The 15,094-nt window shown below is 70.2% G+C and carries 16 protein-coding genes; 9 read left to right on the forward strand and 7 right to left on the reverse strand.

Going from position 1 to position 15,094, the window contains the following annotated elements; all coding sequences use genetic code 11:
* Positions 1-99 precede the first annotated feature (99 nt).
* The 4 genes from ACFWP5_RS15760 to ACFWP5_RS15775 all read left to right on the forward strand — a co-directional run bounded on the left by ACFWP5_RS15760 (position 100) and on the right by ACFWP5_RS15775 (position 3,980).
* Entirely contained in the window at positions 100-1,257 is a 1,158-nt protein-coding gene (locus ACFWP5_RS15760) for a Gfo/Idh/MocA family protein (RefSeq protein ID WP_384155617.1), read from the forward strand.
* Positions 1,254-2,408, forward strand: a complete 1,155-nt coding sequence (locus tag ACFWP5_RS15765; protein ID WP_384155620.1) for a dihydrodipicolinate synthase family protein — start codon at positions 1,254-1,256, stop codon at positions 2,406-2,408. Before ACFWP5_RS15760 ends, ACFWP5_RS15765 begins: the two co-directional genes overlap by 4 nt.
* Before the next feature lie 35 nt (positions 2,409-2,443).
* A complete protein-coding gene (locus ACFWP5_RS15770) occupies positions 2,444-3,244 on the forward strand; it encodes a sugar phosphate isomerase/epimerase family protein (RefSeq protein WP_384155708.1) in 801 nt (266 codons plus the stop codon).
* 379 nt (positions 3,245-3,623) lie between these two features.
* A complete protein-coding gene (locus tag ACFWP5_RS15775; protein ID WP_384155623.1) occupies positions 3,624-3,980 on the forward strand; it encodes a hypothetical protein in 357 nt (118 codons plus the stop codon).
* A 116-nt stretch (positions 3,981-4,096) separates the two neighbouring features.
* Here ACFWP5_RS15775 and ACFWP5_RS15780 read toward each other — a convergent pair whose 3' ends face one another.
* Positions 4,097-4,486 carry a DUF937 domain-containing protein gene (locus tag ACFWP5_RS15780; protein WP_384155626.1) on the reverse strand — a complete coding sequence of 130 codons (390 nt, stop codon included), beginning with the start codon at positions 4,484-4,486 and terminating at the stop codon, positions 4,097-4,099.
* Between the two features lie 362 nt (positions 4,487-4,848).
* On the opposite strand from ACFWP5_RS15780, the gene ACFWP5_RS15785 reads away from it, so the two are divergent.
* From ACFWP5_RS15785 to ACFWP5_RS15795, 3 genes are all read left to right on the forward strand, one after another.
* Positions 4,849-5,862, forward strand: coding sequence for an ArsR/SmtB family transcription factor (locus ACFWP5_RS15785; RefSeq protein WP_384155629.1), 1,014 nt, complete (start codon positions 4,849-4,851; stop codon positions 5,860-5,862).
* Positions 5,863-6,101: 239 nt separating this feature from the next.
* Entirely contained in the window at positions 6,102-6,512 is a 411-nt protein-coding gene (locus ACFWP5_RS15790; RefSeq protein ID WP_384155632.1) for a hypothetical protein, read from the forward strand.
* Between the two features lie 77 nt (positions 6,513-6,589).
* Positions 6,590-7,465, forward strand: coding sequence for a hypothetical protein (locus tag ACFWP5_RS15795; protein WP_384155635.1), 876 nt, complete (start codon positions 6,590-6,592; stop codon positions 7,463-7,465).
* Positions 7,466-7,485: 20 nt separating this feature from the next.
* Here the strand turns inward: ACFWP5_RS15795 and rbsD are convergent, their stop codons facing one another.
* The 6 genes from rbsD to ACFWP5_RS15825 form a co-directional block, all read right to left on the reverse strand.
* A complete protein-coding gene (gene rbsD, locus ACFWP5_RS15800) occupies positions 7,486-7,875 on the reverse strand; it encodes a D-ribose pyranase (protein WP_384155638.1) in 390 nt (129 codons plus the stop codon).
* Entirely contained in the window at positions 7,872-8,891 is a 1,020-nt protein-coding gene (locus ACFWP5_RS15805; protein ID WP_384155641.1) for a ribokinase, read from the reverse strand. The genes rbsD and ACFWP5_RS15805 overlap by 4 nt, the downstream gene beginning before the upstream one ends.
* Positions 8,892-8,938: 47 nt before the next feature.
* Positions 8,939-10,885 carry a substrate-binding domain-containing protein gene (locus ACFWP5_RS15810; protein ID WP_384155643.1) on the reverse strand — a complete coding sequence of 649 codons (1,947 nt, stop codon included), beginning with the start codon at positions 10,883-10,885 and terminating at the stop codon, positions 8,939-8,941.
* A complete protein-coding gene (locus ACFWP5_RS15815; RefSeq protein ID WP_384155646.1) occupies positions 10,875-12,413 on the reverse strand; it encodes a sugar ABC transporter ATP-binding protein in 1,539 nt (512 codons plus the stop codon). Before ACFWP5_RS15815 ends, ACFWP5_RS15810 begins: the two co-directional genes overlap by 11 nt.
* Entirely contained in the window at positions 12,410-13,447 is a 1,038-nt protein-coding gene (locus ACFWP5_RS15820) for a LacI family DNA-binding transcriptional regulator (protein WP_384155649.1), read from the reverse strand. Before ACFWP5_RS15820 ends, ACFWP5_RS15815 begins: the two co-directional genes overlap by 4 nt.
* 276 nt (positions 13,448-13,723) lie before the next feature.
* Complete coding sequence (locus ACFWP5_RS15825) at positions 13,724-14,038, reverse strand: ATP-binding protein (protein WP_384155653.1); 315 nt, start codon at positions 14,036-14,038, stop codon at positions 13,724-13,726.
* On the opposite strand from ACFWP5_RS15825, the gene ACFWP5_RS15830 reads away from it, so the two are divergent.
* The gene (locus tag ACFWP5_RS15830; protein WP_384155656.1) at positions 14,006-14,842 is read left to right on the forward strand and encodes a helix-turn-helix domain-containing protein; all 837 of its coding nucleotides are present in this window, start codon (positions 14,006-14,008) and stop codon (positions 14,840-14,842) included. The two genes, ACFWP5_RS15825 and ACFWP5_RS15830, sit on opposite strands and share 33 nt — an antisense overlap.
* An 8-nt stretch (positions 14,843-14,850) precedes the next feature.
* A partial coding sequence (locus tag ACFWP5_RS15835) for a DUF397 domain-containing protein (protein WP_384155659.1) occupies positions 14,851-15,094 on the forward strand: 244 nt, incomplete at its 3' end.

The following is a 15,094-nucleotide window of genomic DNA, read 5'->3' on the forward strand; positions in this document are numbered from 1 at the left end:
CATCACGGTCTTGTACAGACCAGTGGGCAAAGGCTAGCTTCTGCATATATAGAAAGCGCTTGCTGCGTTCTTGAAACGCATGCGGACGAAGGGAAACACGTGACACGCAAGACGGTGCGTATCGCCATGAACGGCGTGACCGGGCGCATGGGCTACCGACAGCACCTCGTCCGCTCGATCCTCGCACTGCGCGAGCAGGGTGGTCTAGACCTGGGCGACGGAACCGTGCTGTGGCCGGAACCGATCCTCGTAGGCCGCCGCGAGCACGCGCTGAAGGCGCTTGCCGAGCAGCACGGACTGGACCCGGCGAACGTCTCCACGGACGTCGACGCGGTCCTCGCCGACCCGACCGTCGAGATCTACTTCGACGCCCAGGTCACCTCGGCCCGCGAGGAGGCGCTCAGGAAGGCGATCGCGGCCGGGAAGCACATCTACACCGAGAAGCCGACGGCCACCGACTTCGAGAGCGCGCTGGAACTGGCCCGCCTCGCCGACGCCGCCGGCATCAAGCACGGCGTCGTCCAGGACAAGCTCTTCCTCCCGGGTCTGCTCAAGCTCAAGCGGCTCATCGACGGCGGCTTCTTCGGCCGCATCCTGTCCATCCGGGGCGAGTTCGGCTACTGGGTCTTCGAGGGCGACTGGCAGACCGCCCAGCGCCCGTCGTGGAACTACCGCGCGGAGGACGGCGGCGGCATCGTCGTCGACATGTTCCCGCACTGGGAGTACGTCCTCCACGAGCTGTTCGGCCGCGTCAAGTCCGTCCAGGCCATCGCCACCACCCACATCCCGCAGCGCTGGGACGAGAACGGCAAGCCCTACGACGCCACCGCCGACGACGCCGCCTACGGCATCTTCGAACTCGACAGCGGTGCCATCGCCCAGATCAACTCCTCCTGGGCCGTCCGCGTCAACCGCGACGAACTCGTCGAGTTCCAGGTCGACGGGACGGAAGGGTCGGCCGTCGCCGGTCTGCGCAACTGCCGTGCCCAGCACCGCAGTTCGACCCCCAAGCCGGTCTGGAACCCGGACCTCCCCGCCACCGAGGTCTTCCGCGACCAGTGGCAGGAAGTCCCCGACAACACCGACTTCGACAACGGCTTCAAGGCCCAGTGGGAGCTGTTCCTCCGCCACGTCTACGCCGACGCCCCGTACCACTGGGACCTCCTGGCCGGCGCCCGCGGCGTCCAGCTCGCCGAGCTGGGCCTGAAGTCGTCCGCCGAGGGCCGCCGTTTCGACGTACCGGAGATCACCCTGTGACCATCCGACTCCCCGACTCCAAGGGCGGGTTGCGGTCCTACGAACCCCGGCCCGAACCCCTCGCCGTCACCTCCGGCACCCCCTTCACCTCTCGTACGGTGTTCTCGGCGGCGCACGTCGTCGCCGACCCCTTCGCCGACACGAGCCCCGACTCGCCCGCCGCCGTCGACTGGGACGCCACCCTCGCCTTCCGCCGCCACCTCTGGTCCCACGGGCTCGGTGTCGCCGAGGCGATGGACACCGCCCAGCGCGGGATGGGCCTGGACTGGGCGGGCGCGGCCGAGCTGATCCGCCGCAGCGCCGCCGAGGCCAAGGCGGTCGGCGGCCGGATCGCCTGCGGCGTCGGCACCGACCAGCTCACCGGCCCGGCGTCCCTGGCCGACGTACAGGCCGCGTACGAGGAGCAGTTGGCCCTCGTCGAGGCGTCGGGCGCGCAGGCCATCCTGATGGCGTCCCGGGCGCTCGCGGCCGTCGCGAAGGGGCCCGAGGACTACCTGGAGGTCTACGGCCATCTCCTGCGCCAGGCGTCCGAGCCCGTGGTCCTGCACTGGCTGGGCCCGATGTTCGACCCGGCGCTCGCGGGCTACTGGGGTTCGGCCGACCTCGACGCGGCCACCGACACGTTCCTCGAAGTCATCGCCGCGCACCCCGACAAGGTCGACGGCATCAAGGTGTCGCTCCTGGAGGCTCAGCGGGAGATCGACATCCGGCGCCGGCTGCCGCAGGGCGTCCGCTGCTACACCGGCGACGACTTCAACTACCCCGAGCTGATCGCGGGCGACGACCAGGGCTTCAGTCACGCCCTGCTCGGCATCTTCGACCCGCTCGGCCCGCTGGCGGCGGAGGCGGTCCGGGCCCTGGACACCGGGAACGCGGCCGGATTCCGTGAACTCCTCGACCCCACCGTCGAGTTGTCCCGCCACCTCTTCCAGACGCCGACCCGCTTCTACAAGACGGGCGTGGTGTTCCTGGCCTGGCTCGCGGGCCACCAGTCGCACTTCACCATGGTCGGCGGCCTCCAGTCGGCCCGCTCCCTCCCGCACTTCGCCCGCGCCTACGAACTCGCCGACGGCCTGGGCCTGTTCCCCGACCCGAAGCTCGCGGAGGAACGGATGAAGAACCTGCTCGCCCTGTACGGAGTGACCCAGTGAGCAATCCCGAGTTGGCGCGCTTCTCCATCAACCAGATGACGGTGAAGCAGCTCAGCATCCCCGAACTGGTGGACGCCTGCCTGGAGTTGGACGTCCCCGGCGTCGGACTGTGGCGCGAGCCCGTCCAGTCGTACGGCGTGGAGGCGACCGCGAAGCTGGTCCGCGACGCGGGGCTCGCGGTGACAACGTTGTGCAGGGGCGGTTTCTTCACGGCGACCGACCCGGACGAGCGCGCCCGCGCCCTCGACGACAACCGCCGGGCCGTCGACGAGGCCGCCACCCTCGGCACGGACACGCTGGTCCTGGTGTCCGGCGGTCTGCCGGCCGGCTCCAAGGACCTGCACGGCGCGCGGGAGCGGATCGCCGACGCGCTGGGGGAGTTGGGGCCCTACGCCGAGGAGCGGGGCGTACGGCTGGCCATCGAGCCCTTGCACCCCATGTTCGCCTCCGACCGCTGCGTGGTCTCGACGCTCACCCAGGCCCTCGACCTCGCCGAGCGCTTCCCCGCACAGCAGGTCGGCGTGACGGTGGACACGTACCACATCTGGTGGGACGACCGGGCGCCCGAGCAGATCGCCCGGGCGGGCGCGGGCGGCCGTATCCACACCTTCCAACTCGCCGACTGGACCACCCCGTTGCCCGAGGGCGTGCTCAACGGCCGCGGGCAGATCGGGGACGGTGCGATCGACATGCGGGAGTGGCTGTCGTACGTCGAGGCCGCCGGATACACCGGGCCCATCGAGGTCGAGTTGTTCAACGACGGGCTGTGGGCACGGGACGGGCGCGAGGTGCTCGCCGAGACGGCGGCGCGGTTCGTGGAGCACGTGATCCGATGAGTCCGTGAGCGACCCGCTCGCACCGGCAGTTCGTCACTGTCTGAGTGTTCTGCCCCGCATCGGCGATTCGTCGGTGCGGGGCAGTTTCATGTCCGCGTCCGGCGGCTGCCGGAATGTGAGAGCCACCTTCACACAGCTCCTCCTTATAAATGCAGATCAGGGTCGGTGCGGTGTGCGCAATTCCTGTGACCAGCCTGTCGATTTAGGTTTTTCGGAGCTTTCCGGAACCGTATCTCCCCAGGTCATGTCTGTAGGATCGTGCTCGCCGCGGGGCCGGGAGAAAGCCCGGAAGCGCGGCCTTCCGGGCTTTCTCCCGTATGAGAGAAGCCTGAGAGATGCATAAGAGAAGTAATTCGAGAAACAAAACAAGGAGTTATCTGTGAACGTGCGTATCGCCGCCGTATCCGTGGTTTCCGCGGCGCTCGTCGCCGCCGGCGCCACCTCCGCCGTCGCCGCGCCCGCCCCGGCGCGGAGCATCACCCTCAAGGCCAACCACGCCGCCGTGAAGCTCGGCGACGTGGTCACCTTCACCGGCAAGACCGCCGGTCTGAAGGAGGGCACCAAGGTGACGCTCCAGGTCAAGAGCGGTGCGACGTGGAAGTCCCTGCCCGTGACCGCCAAGGTCGGCCACAGCGCCTACAAGCTGACCGACAAGTTCCAGAAGAAGGGCGTCGAGGTCCTGCGCGTCAAGGACGGCGCCGCCGTGTCCAAGTCGGTCTCGGTCACCGTCCGCTGACGCCGACCGCCCCGCACTGACACACCCCTGAACCCTGCCCCACCCCGTTCGATCCGGGGTGGGACAGGAGGTCAGGAGTATGCCGTACCGACCGGCCAACACCCGCACCGCACGGGCTACTTCTTCTTCGCCGCCCGCTTGGTCAGCACGGTCAGCACCACCGGGACCAGCATCTCGACGACCCGCGTGACGGTCGCCGGCGGCAGCCCCGTCTTCTTGGCCACGGCGTTCGCCACCGGCCTGGCCGCCTTGGCCAGCACCCCGGCCATGAGCCCACCGGTCGCGAAACCGCCCAGCGTGGCCACGCCCTGGAGCGGAGCCTCCTGCGGTGTCTCCACGGTCCCGACGGCCGCCGCCTCGCCGGACAGCGCCGACGCGGTCGTGCCGACCACGTCCCGGGCGCCCGCCTCGTCCGTCCCCAGCAGGCCCGCGATCTCCTGGACCTTGTCGCCGCCCAGCTCGTCGAGGACGTCGTCGCGGAAGGTCGTAGCAGAGTCTTCGCTCATGCCTGAAACGCTACGTCCGCCCCGATTCGTCGGCACCCGGAAGCCGTTTTGAAGAATTCTCAAGATGTCGTACAACCCTCTCCCCACCATGCGGGTCGTACTTGGCATCAGGACTCTTGGAGGGGGATCTGGGGGGATCGCGGGGGTTCTGATGCTGGAGGGGAAAACCCGAGGGGGCTTGGTCGACGGACCGGGCCCCCTCGAATTTGTGCCGCCTTCGCGCCGCCCACGCCGTGCCCCGGCCGGAACCAGCGCGTCGGACGGGACAAGAAGAAGCGGCCGAATCCGTACGTTGCCTCCGTGACGGTCGTCGCCCACGCTCCATCATGTGGCGAAGGACGACCGAGCCGGGGGCGGGTGCAGTGCTGCGGATCCACTTCTCTCCCGAAGACCTGAGACGCCTCCGCCTCGCGAGCGACCCCGACCCGCTCTGGGAGGTCGTCTGCACCCTGCACCGGCTGCAGACCACCCAGGGCCGCTGGGCGTACGCCGACTGGCACCGCGGCGCCCGGGCCACCCTCGCGGGCACGCCGCTCGGCGCGGCCGTACGCCGGCTGCTCGTCCCGCTTCTGCCCCGGGCGCGGTACCTGCCCGACTTCCTCACCCCCGCCGAGTCGGCGGACGGCCTGGACCGCGGGCTCGCGGCGGTCGTCGACACCCCGCCCGCCCGGGTCGCCCATGAGCTGGGCCTGCTGCGCAGTTCGAGCGGGGTGCCCACCTGGGCCGCGCGTCTGGTGGAGCGCCCGGCGCGCGAGGAGCTGGCCAAGGTCCTGCGCGCCTACTACGACGCCGTCGTCGCCCCCCACCACGACCGCATCCACACGGAGCTCACCGGCGAACGGGCCCTGCGCGCCCACGAGGTCCTCGACACCGGCGTCGACGGACTGCTCTCCGGCCTCTCGCCGTCCATGCGCTGGCACCCGCCGGTGCTCCACATCGACTACGTCGAGGACCGGGACCTGTATCTCGACGGCCGCGGACTGCGCCTCGTCCCCACCTACTTCTGCTGGCAGTCGCCGGTCTCCATGGCCGACCCGCAGCTGCAGCCCGTGCTGATCTACCCCCTGCACCACAAGCGCCCGCCCGCCCCCGTGCGTCCCGCCGACGCCTCCCTCGCCGCACTGCTGGGCCGGACCCGGGCGGCGGCACTGCGCGGCGTCGCGTCCGGCGCGACCACCTCGGAACTGGCGCGCCGCCTGGGCATCTCACCCGCCACCGCGACCCACCACACCACGGTCCTGCGCGACTCCGGCCTGACCACCAGCCATCGCGTCGGCAACACCGTGCTGCACACACTCACCCCGCTCGGGGCGGCTCTGCTCCGCCGGCCGGTCCCCACCGCACCGGCCGTACGCGCGGCGCCCGCCGAGTCGTAGGCCCGCGCAGTCGCTTTCGCGTCACACGGCACCCTCGCGCGCCGAACACCACCCACACCCTTCGCCCCGACCGCCCCACAGCCACCGGTGGAACAACGGCCTCCGCCGCCCGGCCAGCGACATTCGAGCCAGTTCGAAGGTGCTCGTCCGCACCGGGCCCACGCTGCCAACGTGTCCGGCGAAGCACCGGCGGGGGCAGCGAACCGCCCCGCCCGTGACCACTGTCGAAGGGGGAACCCATGAAGAACGCCATCGCGGCCGGCGCGCTCGCGCTCGTCGCCGCGGCCACCTGTCTGGTCCTGGCGCCGACCGCGTCCGCCGCACCGGCCGCCTGTGCGACGAGCACCCTGTCCACCGGAAACTACGAGGGCGTCGGCACCCAGGTGCGGAAGTCGTCGACCAGCAGTTGCAACGACCTCAACCTCGTCTACGTCGACGACAAGACGGTCTACGGCTACGACGGCTACGCCGGTCGCCTCTACCACACGTCCACCAGCTCCTGGAAAACCTGCGACGCGGGCTACATCTGGCTCTATGACGGCAGCTACGCCGTCAACAGCGAGTTGCTGTGCACCAACGTCTCCGACAACACTCTGTTCACGGTGGCGAGTGCCGCGAACGGCGGCGACACCGTCAAGGTCGTCCACTGACCCCGGTCCCGCATCCGCCGGGGGTGCCGTCCACGCCGGACGGTGCCCCCGGTCGGCGGGAGGAGAGGAGTGCCCGGATGCTCCGGCGCCCGGTCCTGGTGCGCGCGGCCCTCGCGGTGGCCGTCGCGCTGCTCGTCACCGCGTGTTCCGCCCATGCCGCCGACGTCGCCGACCGGCCGTCCGGCACCCGGGCCGCCCCGGTGACTCCGGCCCGCCTCGGCCACACCCTGCCGGACGACCCCGTGCGCATGGTCCTGCCGGCCACGGGCGCCGAGACCCGGTGGACCCAGGGCCTGTACGTGTTCGGGCAGCAGGTGGGCCGGGCGGCCGCCGCCGACTGCGCGCGCAGGGGTGGATTCGCGTTGCCCGAGGAGATCCCCCTCGCGTTCATCCGTTTCTTCGCCCTGCCCGACCTGGACTTCATCGCCCGGCACGGCCTGAGCACCAGCGCGGCCGTCCCCGCCACCACGACCGCCCCTTCCACGGCCCACACCGGCACCGCGGCGGAGGTGCGCCGCTGCCGGGCCGAGGGCGCGCAGGCCGCGGCCGTACTGAGTGACATCTACCTGCCGGTGGAACAGCGGTGGTTCGGCGAACTCGGCTCCGTGGATCGCGATCCCGCCACCGTCCGGGCCCGACGAGGGCTGTCCCGCTGCCTGTCCGCGCACGGCGTCGAGGCCCGCGACGAGCAGGCCTTCATGGCCATGGCCGACGCCCGCCAGCAGTCCGCCACCGCGGCCGAACTCCCGGCTGTGGAAGCCGAGTCGGGTCGCGTCTACGCCACCTGCATGCGCCCCGTCGAGGCCGTCCGCACCCCCGCCCGCCTGCACCTGCGCACCGGCTTCCGCACCGCCCGCACCGCCGAGATCCGCACCCTCCGCACGAGACTCCTCCCGGCCGTGCACCGCGCCGAGCGACAGTACGGGCTGACCCTGGTGTTCCCGGAACCCTGACCCCGAGCCTGGATCGGGCCCTAGAAGAACACCCCGCACCGCAACAGCACGTTCGCGTACGGCCGCGCCTCGCCCGTCCGTACGATCAGCCGCGCACCCGCCGACAACTCCTTGAGCCGCTCGTGGGAGACGAGATCGAGGTCGGGGAAGCGGGCGTCGAGCAGCGCCGTGGCCGCCCGATTGGCGCCGCGCACCTCGCTCGCCGCCGTCGCGCCCTCCACCACCAGCTCGGCCAGCAGCCCGTCCAGCACCTCCGCGAACGACGGCACCCCGGCCCGGAACGCCAGGTCCACCACCCGCGGCCCCTTGGGGATCGGCATACCGGCGTCGCACACCAGCACCCCGTCCCCGTGCCCCAACTCGGCGAGCGCACCGGAGAGATGACGGTTGAGAATCCCTGCCTTCTTCACGGGGATTCGCCTCGCTCGGGTGTTCCGGACACGCTGCCCGACTCGTCTTCGCTGCCGGGGGTCCGGCCCGCGGCGGAGCCGCTGTCGGATGCTGCGTCCCCCGGGCCGGCACAGCACAGTGCGGCGACCTCGTCCGCCGTCGGGAAGGAGTCCTGGGCGCCCTTCCTCGTGACGGCCACCGCCCCGACCCGGGCCGCGTACACCGCCGCCTCCGCGAGGCCGACGCCCGTGCCCAGCTTCCAGGCCAGCGCCGCGGTGAACGCGTCGCCCGCGCCCGTGGTGTCCACGGCGTCCACCGTCACGGACGGCACCCGCGTGACCCCGTCCTTGGAGGCCACCAACGCGCCCTCCGCGCCCAATGTCACGACCACCGAACGCGGCCCCTTCGCCAGCAGGATCCGCGCCCAGTCCTCGGGCCGCTCGCTCACACACGCGTCCCCGAGGATCACCTTCGCCTCGTGCTCGTTGACGATCAACGGGTCGCAGGCGGCCAGTACTTCGGACGGGAGTGGCCGGGGCGGCGACGGGTTCAGCACGAAGCGGCTTGAGTCCGCCAGATTCCGTACGACCTCCACGACCGTCTCCAACGGGATCTCCAGCTGTACGGAGACCACCCGGGCGGCCTGGAAGAGACACGCGGCGGCCTGGATGTCGATGGGGAACAGCTTTCCGTTGGCCCCCGGCGACACCACGATGCTGTTGTCGCCGGACGGGTCCACCGTGATCAGCGCGACCCCGGTCGGCGCACCGCCGACGAGCACGCCCACCGTGTCGACACCGGCGGCCCGCTGCGAGTCGAGCAGCAGCCGGCCGTGCGCGTCGTCGCCGACCCGGGCCAGCAGGACCGTACGGGCTCCCAGCCGGGAGGCGGCGACCGCCTGGTTGGCGCCCTTGCCGCCGGGGTGGACGGCCAGGTCGGAACCGAGGACCGTCTCACCGGCGCCCGGCCGCCGCTCGACGCCGATCACGAGGTCGGCGTTGGCCGATCCCACGACCAGGAGGTCGTAGTCGTACATCAATTGACTCCCCACAGTGGTGACTTGGAGTGTTGATCCGGTCGTTGTCAGCCGGTGAACCCGGCCACGTTCTCCTTCGTGACCACCTTCACCGGCACCTTGACCGTCGTCTCCACCTTCTTGCCCTGAGCCGCGCGCAGCGCGTTGTCCACGGCAATCTTGCCGAGCTGGCTCGGCTGCTGCGCCACGGACGCGTACAGCGTGCCCTGCTTGACGGCGGTCAGGCCGTCGGGGGTGCCGTCGAAGCCGACGACCGAGACCGACTTGCCGGCCTTGGAACCGAGCGCCTTGATCGCGCCGAGGGCCATCTCGTCGTTGGCGGCGATGACGCCCTGGACGTCGGGGTGGGCCTGGAGCAGGTTCGACATCACGTCGAGGCCCTTGGTGCGGTCGAAGTCGGCCGGCTGCTGGGCCAGGACCTGGATGCCGGGGTAGGCCTTCAGCCCCTTGGCGAAGCCCTCCGCCCGCTCGCGCGCCGCCGAAGTACCCGCCTGGCCCTGGAGGATGACGATCTTGCCGGTGCCGCCCAGCTTCTCGGCGATGGTCTTGGCGGCGAGTTCACCGCCCGCGATGTTGTCGGAGGCGACGAGGGTGTCCACGGCCGCCTTGTTGACGCCACGGTCGACGGCGATCACCGGGATCTTCGCCTTGTCGGCGGCCTTCACGGAGTTGCTCGCCGCGTCCGAGTCCACCGGGTTGACGATGATCGCGCCGTAGTTGGAACTGGTGAAGTTCTGCAGCTGGTTGGCCTGCTGGGACGCGTCGTTCTGCGCGTCCGTGACCGTCAGGTCCAGGCCCAGCTTCTTCGCCTCGGCCTGGGCACCGGCCCGGATCTGCACGAAGAACGGGTTGTTGAGCGTGGAGAGCGACAGACCGAGCTTGGGCTTCGCGGACGTAGAGGAGTCGTTGTGCAGGAACGAGGTCGCGCCGACGATCGCCACGGTCACGACGGCCGCGAGTGCGTACGTCGTCGCCTGCTTGCCCTTGCCGCCACCGCCCGCACCGGCGACGGGAGTTGCGCCCGCATTGCGCCGCACGGTGTCGAGCAGCACCGCCAGCGCGATGACGACACCGATGACGACCTGCTGCCAAAAGGCGGACACGGAAAGGAGGTTGAGGCCGTTGCGCAGCACCGCGAGGATCAGCGCGCCGATGAGCGTGCCGGACGCCTTGCCGGTGCCGCCCGCGAGGGAGGCGCCGCCGATGACGACCGCCGCGATCGCGTCCAGCTCGTAGCCGTCGGCGGCCTGCGGCTGCGCGGAGGAGAGCCGGGAGGCGAGGACGATGCCCGCGGCGGCGGCGAAGACGCCGGACAGGGCGTAGATCGCGAGCTTCTGCTTGGACACGCGCAACCCCGAGAGGCGCGCGGCCTCCTCGTTGCCGCCGATCGCGTACATGGAGCGGCCGATGTAGGTCCGGCCGAGGATGAAGGCGGCGATGAGCCCCATCGCGATCATCACGAGCACCGGCACCGGCAGCCAGCCGCCGAGGGTGTCGCCGAGGTGCGAGACCGAGTCGGGGAAGGCGATCGGGGAGCCCTGTGAGATCACCAGGGACAGACCGCGCGCCACCGAGAGCATCGCCAACGTCGCGATGAACGGCGGCAGTTTGCCGTAGGCGATGAGGAAGCCGTTGACGAGGCCGGCCGCGATGCCGGTGGCGATCGCGAGGATTACGGCGAGGACGACCGGGACGCCGTGCTGCGTGGCGCTCCAGGCCAGCACGGTGGCCGACAGGGCCGCCACCGAACCGACCGACAGGTCGATGCCCGCCGAGACGATCACGAAGGTGACGCCGAAGGCGAGGATGGCGGTCACGGCCGCCTGGACACCGACGTTGAGGAGGTTGTCGGTGGTCAGGAAGTCGCCGGACAGCGCCGACATGGCGATGACCAGGACGATGAGCGCGGTCAACGCCCCGTTGTCCAGGAGCAGTCGGCGGATCCCCGAGGCGCCACTCGCGCCCGGCGTGCTCTTCAGCGTGTCAGTGGCCACGGTGGCCCTCCACAGCGGTAGTTGCTTGGGTTGGTGTGCTGGGTGTGCTGACGGCGAGTGCCATCACGGAGTCCTGGGTGGCCTGGTCGGCGGACAGTTCGCCCGCGATGCGCCCCTGGGCCATGACCAGCACCCGGTCACTCATGCCGAGAACTTCGGGCAGATCGCTGGAGATCATGAGGACGGCGGCGCCGGCGGCTGTCAGCTCATTGATCAGCTGATAGATCTCGACCTTGGCGCCGACGTCGATGCCGCGCGTCGGCTCGTCGAGGATCAGCACCTTGGTGTCGGCGAGGAGCCACTTGCCGATGACGACCTTCTGCTGGTTGCCGCCGGACAACGTCCGTACCTGCTGGCCGAGTCCGGCCATCCGTACGCCCAGCTGCTTCGCGATCCGCGCGGCGGCCTCGCGCTGCCCCTTGAGGTCGACGAGCCCGCCGTGGGTGGCGGCGCGCATGGTGACGAGCCCGAGGTTCTCCTCCACGGACTGGTCGAGCACGAGCCCCTGGCCCTTGCGGTCCTCGGGCACCAGCCCGATGCCCGCGGTCATCGCCGCGTTGACGTCGTGCCTGGGGACCAGGTCACCGGAGACCGTGACGGCCCCCTTGTCGTACGGGTCGGCCCCGAAGACAGCCCGTACGACCTCGGTACGACCGGCTCCGACGAGCCCGGCGATACCGACGACCTCACCGGCCCGCACCTCGAAACTGATGTCGTGGAAGACCCCGTCCCGGGTGAGCCCCTCGACGGTGAGCAACGCGGCGCCGGCGTCGGCCCGTTCACGCGGATACTGCTGCTCGATGGACCGCCCGACCATGAGCCGTACGAGCTCGTCTTCAGGGGTGGAGGCAGGCACCTGCCCAACGGACCGGCCGTCCCGAATGACGGTGACGCGGTCACCGATGGCGGCGATCTCCTCAAGATGATGGGTGATGAACACGATCCCGACGCCGTCCGAGCGCAGTTGGCGCACGATGGAGAACAGCTTCTCGACCTCTTCCGAGGTGAGCACGGCGGTCGGCTCGTCCATGATCAGCACGCGCGCGTCGAGACTGAGCGCCTTGGCGATCTCGACCATCTGAAGCCGCGCGATACCGAGTTCACGGACACGCGCGCGTGGAGACACGTTCACGCCGACCCGCTTCAGCAGAACGGCGGCATCGGCCTCCATCCGCTTCCGGTCGATCATCCCGAGGCGACGCGGCTGCCGTCCCAGAAAAATATTCTCCGCGACCGTCAGATCGGGAACGAGGTTGAACTCCTGGTAGATGGTGGCGATCCCGAGGTGCGCGGAGTCCTGCGCACTGTGGATGCGCACCTCCTCGCCGCCGGCCAGGATGCGGCCGCCGTCGGGGCGGTAGGCGCCGGAGAGCATCTTGATGAGGGTGCTCTTGCCCGCACCGTTCTCACCGAGCAGCACATGGACCTCACCCCGGCGCAGATCGAAGTCGACGCCGTCCAGCGCGACGACACCGGGGAAGGTCTTGCGGATGCCCTCGATGCGCAGCAACTCGTCCTGGTCGCTCACGACTGGCTCCTTCGAACAGGGGGTTGCGAGGGGTTGGAGTCGCCGCGCTCACCGCACGAGCGGCGCACGACGAGCCGGGCGGGGAGGGTGACGGACTGCGGGGCCCGCCCCTCGATCTGGTCGACCAGGGCGCGCACCGCGGCCCGCCCCAGGTCGCCGGTGGGCTGGGCGATCGCGGTGATCGGCGGATCGGTGTGCACGAACCACCGGATGTCGTCGAACGCGGCCAGCGCGAGGTCCTCGGGAACCCGCAGCCCACGCGCGCGTACGGCGTCCAGGGCACCCAGGGCCATCAGGTTGTCGGCGGCGAACACGACCTCGGGCGGCTCGGGCAGATCGAGGAAGCCCTCGGTGACCCGCCGCCCGCTCTCGGCCTGGAAGTCGCCCTGCCCGATGTAGGCGTCCGGGAGCGGCATCCCGTACTCGGCGAGCGCGTCCCGGAAGGCCGCGACGCGCTCACTGCCGGTGGTGGTGGCAGCGGGCCCGGCGATGATGGCGAGCCTGCGATGCCCGAGCCCGTGCAGATGCGCGACGAGATCCCGGATGGCGGCCCGTCCGTCGGCCCGCACGACGGGCACGTCCATGCCCGGGATCCACCGGTCCACGAACACCATCGGGGTCCCCGCGCGCGCGGCGTCCAGCATCCCGGCGGAGCCGCCGTCGGTGGGGGAGAGGAGGAGCCCGTCGATACGACGGTCCAGCAGGGTCCGTACGTGGTGGTCCTGCAGCTCGGGCCGCTCGTCGGCGTTGCCGATGATGACGCTGTAACCGAGCGCGCGGGCCTCCTCCTCGACGGAGCGGGCCAGCTCGGTGAAGTACGGGTTGAGCACGTCGCTGATGACCAGGCCGAGGGTGCGGGTCTGATCGGTGCGCAGCGAACGGGCGACGGCGTTCGGGCGGTAGCCCAGCGCCTCTACGGCGGCCAGCACACGCGTGCGTGCGTCGTCACTGACCGACGGATGGTCATTCAGCACCCGCGACACCGTGGCCACGGAAACCCCGGCCCCGGCGGCGACGTCCTTGATGCTCGCCATCGCCGTTCCACCTCCTCGTGGAATCGATTACATGGAGGATTGGAATCGATTACATGCGAGTTAACAAGACCTTGAGACCGGATTGTGATGAACGGTGTCGGACTGGCTCGCGGGGTGGGTGTCTGGGCGGCGGTGCGCGAGGATTCTCGGCGCCAGGAGGGGGTGCGGCCCGGGAAAGTGTGACACTGGGCGCTGAAGTGTCACACTTTCCCGGGGAGGTTCCCGTCGGGAGGGCTGGGGGCGTACTGCCCAAGCTCGAAGACCCCGGTGGTCGCCTCAGGCGGCGCCAAGCTCGCACCACACGAGCTTCCCCCGCTTGCCGTTCCGGGGCAGCGGTTGCCAGCCCCACTGGTCGGCGCAGGCCCGGACCAGTGCGAGGCCGCGGCCGTCTTCCGAGTCACTGAGCTCCTCCAACGCCCGCGGCGGCTCCGGCGGTTCGGGGTCGGCGTCCCAGGCCCCGAGCCGCAGCACCCCCGCCGCCCAGCCCACGCGCAGGGCGGCGGGCCCCTTCGCGTGCAGTACGGCGTTGCCGACCAGCTCGGTCGCGAGGAGCAATTCATGGTCCAGAGGCGCGAACCAACCGCACGACACATGCGCCTGGGGATTGAACTGCGCAGGCTCCGCGAGGCGGCGGGGCTCACCGCCGTCGAGGCGGCAGCGTTGCTCGGAGCGAACCGCGTTCAGATGAGCCACATCGAATCTGGACTCGTCGGCGTGAGTGAGGAACGGGTACGCCGTCTCGCTTCCCACTACGCCTGTACGGACAAGGAGTTCATTGACGCCCTGGTCGCGATGGCCACCGACCGTACGCGCGGCTGGTGGGAGGAGTACCGGGGCCTGCTGCCCACGTCGTTCCTGGACCTTGCCGAACTGGACCACCACGCCACGTTTCTGCAGGAGGTGGCGATCCTGTACGTACCGGGTCTGCTGCAGACGGAGGACTACGCCCGCGCGGTCTTCTCCGCCAGGGTGCCCGAACTCACTCACGACGAGCTTGAGTTGCGTGTCCGTCACCGGATGAGACGTCAGCAGACCAACATTCCGTACGAGTTGGTGATCCACGAGTCGGCCCTGCGGATCAGGGTCAGTGACCGCGCAGCCTCCCGAACCCAACTCGCCAAGCTCCTCGAACTCTCCCGATCGGACACCATCACCGTGCGTGTCATCCCGTTCGACCTGGACGGCTTCGCCAGAGCCGCGAGCGCCATGACGTACGCGGGCGGCCAAGTTCCGAAACTGGACACGGTGGTGCGCGACGTACCCCATGGCTCGGCTTTCATCGACTCCGAAGCACAGCTCGGCGCCTTTCGAACGCGCTTCCGTAAGGTGGAAGCGGTGTCACTCGCCCCGGAACGGTCGCGTGACTTCATCAACAGGCTGGCGAAAGAGTTGTGAGGCATGCCATGGGCAACTGGCGGAAGTCGTCCTACTCGGGCCCGGACGACGGGAACAACTGTGTGGAGATCGCAAACTCCCCGACTCACATAGCCGTCCGCGACTCAAAGACCCCCGCCCGAGCCACCCTCACCTTCCCCACCCCCACCTTCACCGCCTTCATCGAAGCCCTGCGCAGGGTTACGCGTACGACGCGCTGCGCCGCACGGCTCAACTCGCCCGCACCGTATGGGAGGACGAAAAGTACGCGGC

Source organism: Streptomyces sp. NPDC058469, from assembly GCF_042721125.1.
Classification (GTDB): Bacteria; Actinomycetota; Actinomycetes; order Streptomycetales; family Streptomycetaceae; genus Streptomyces.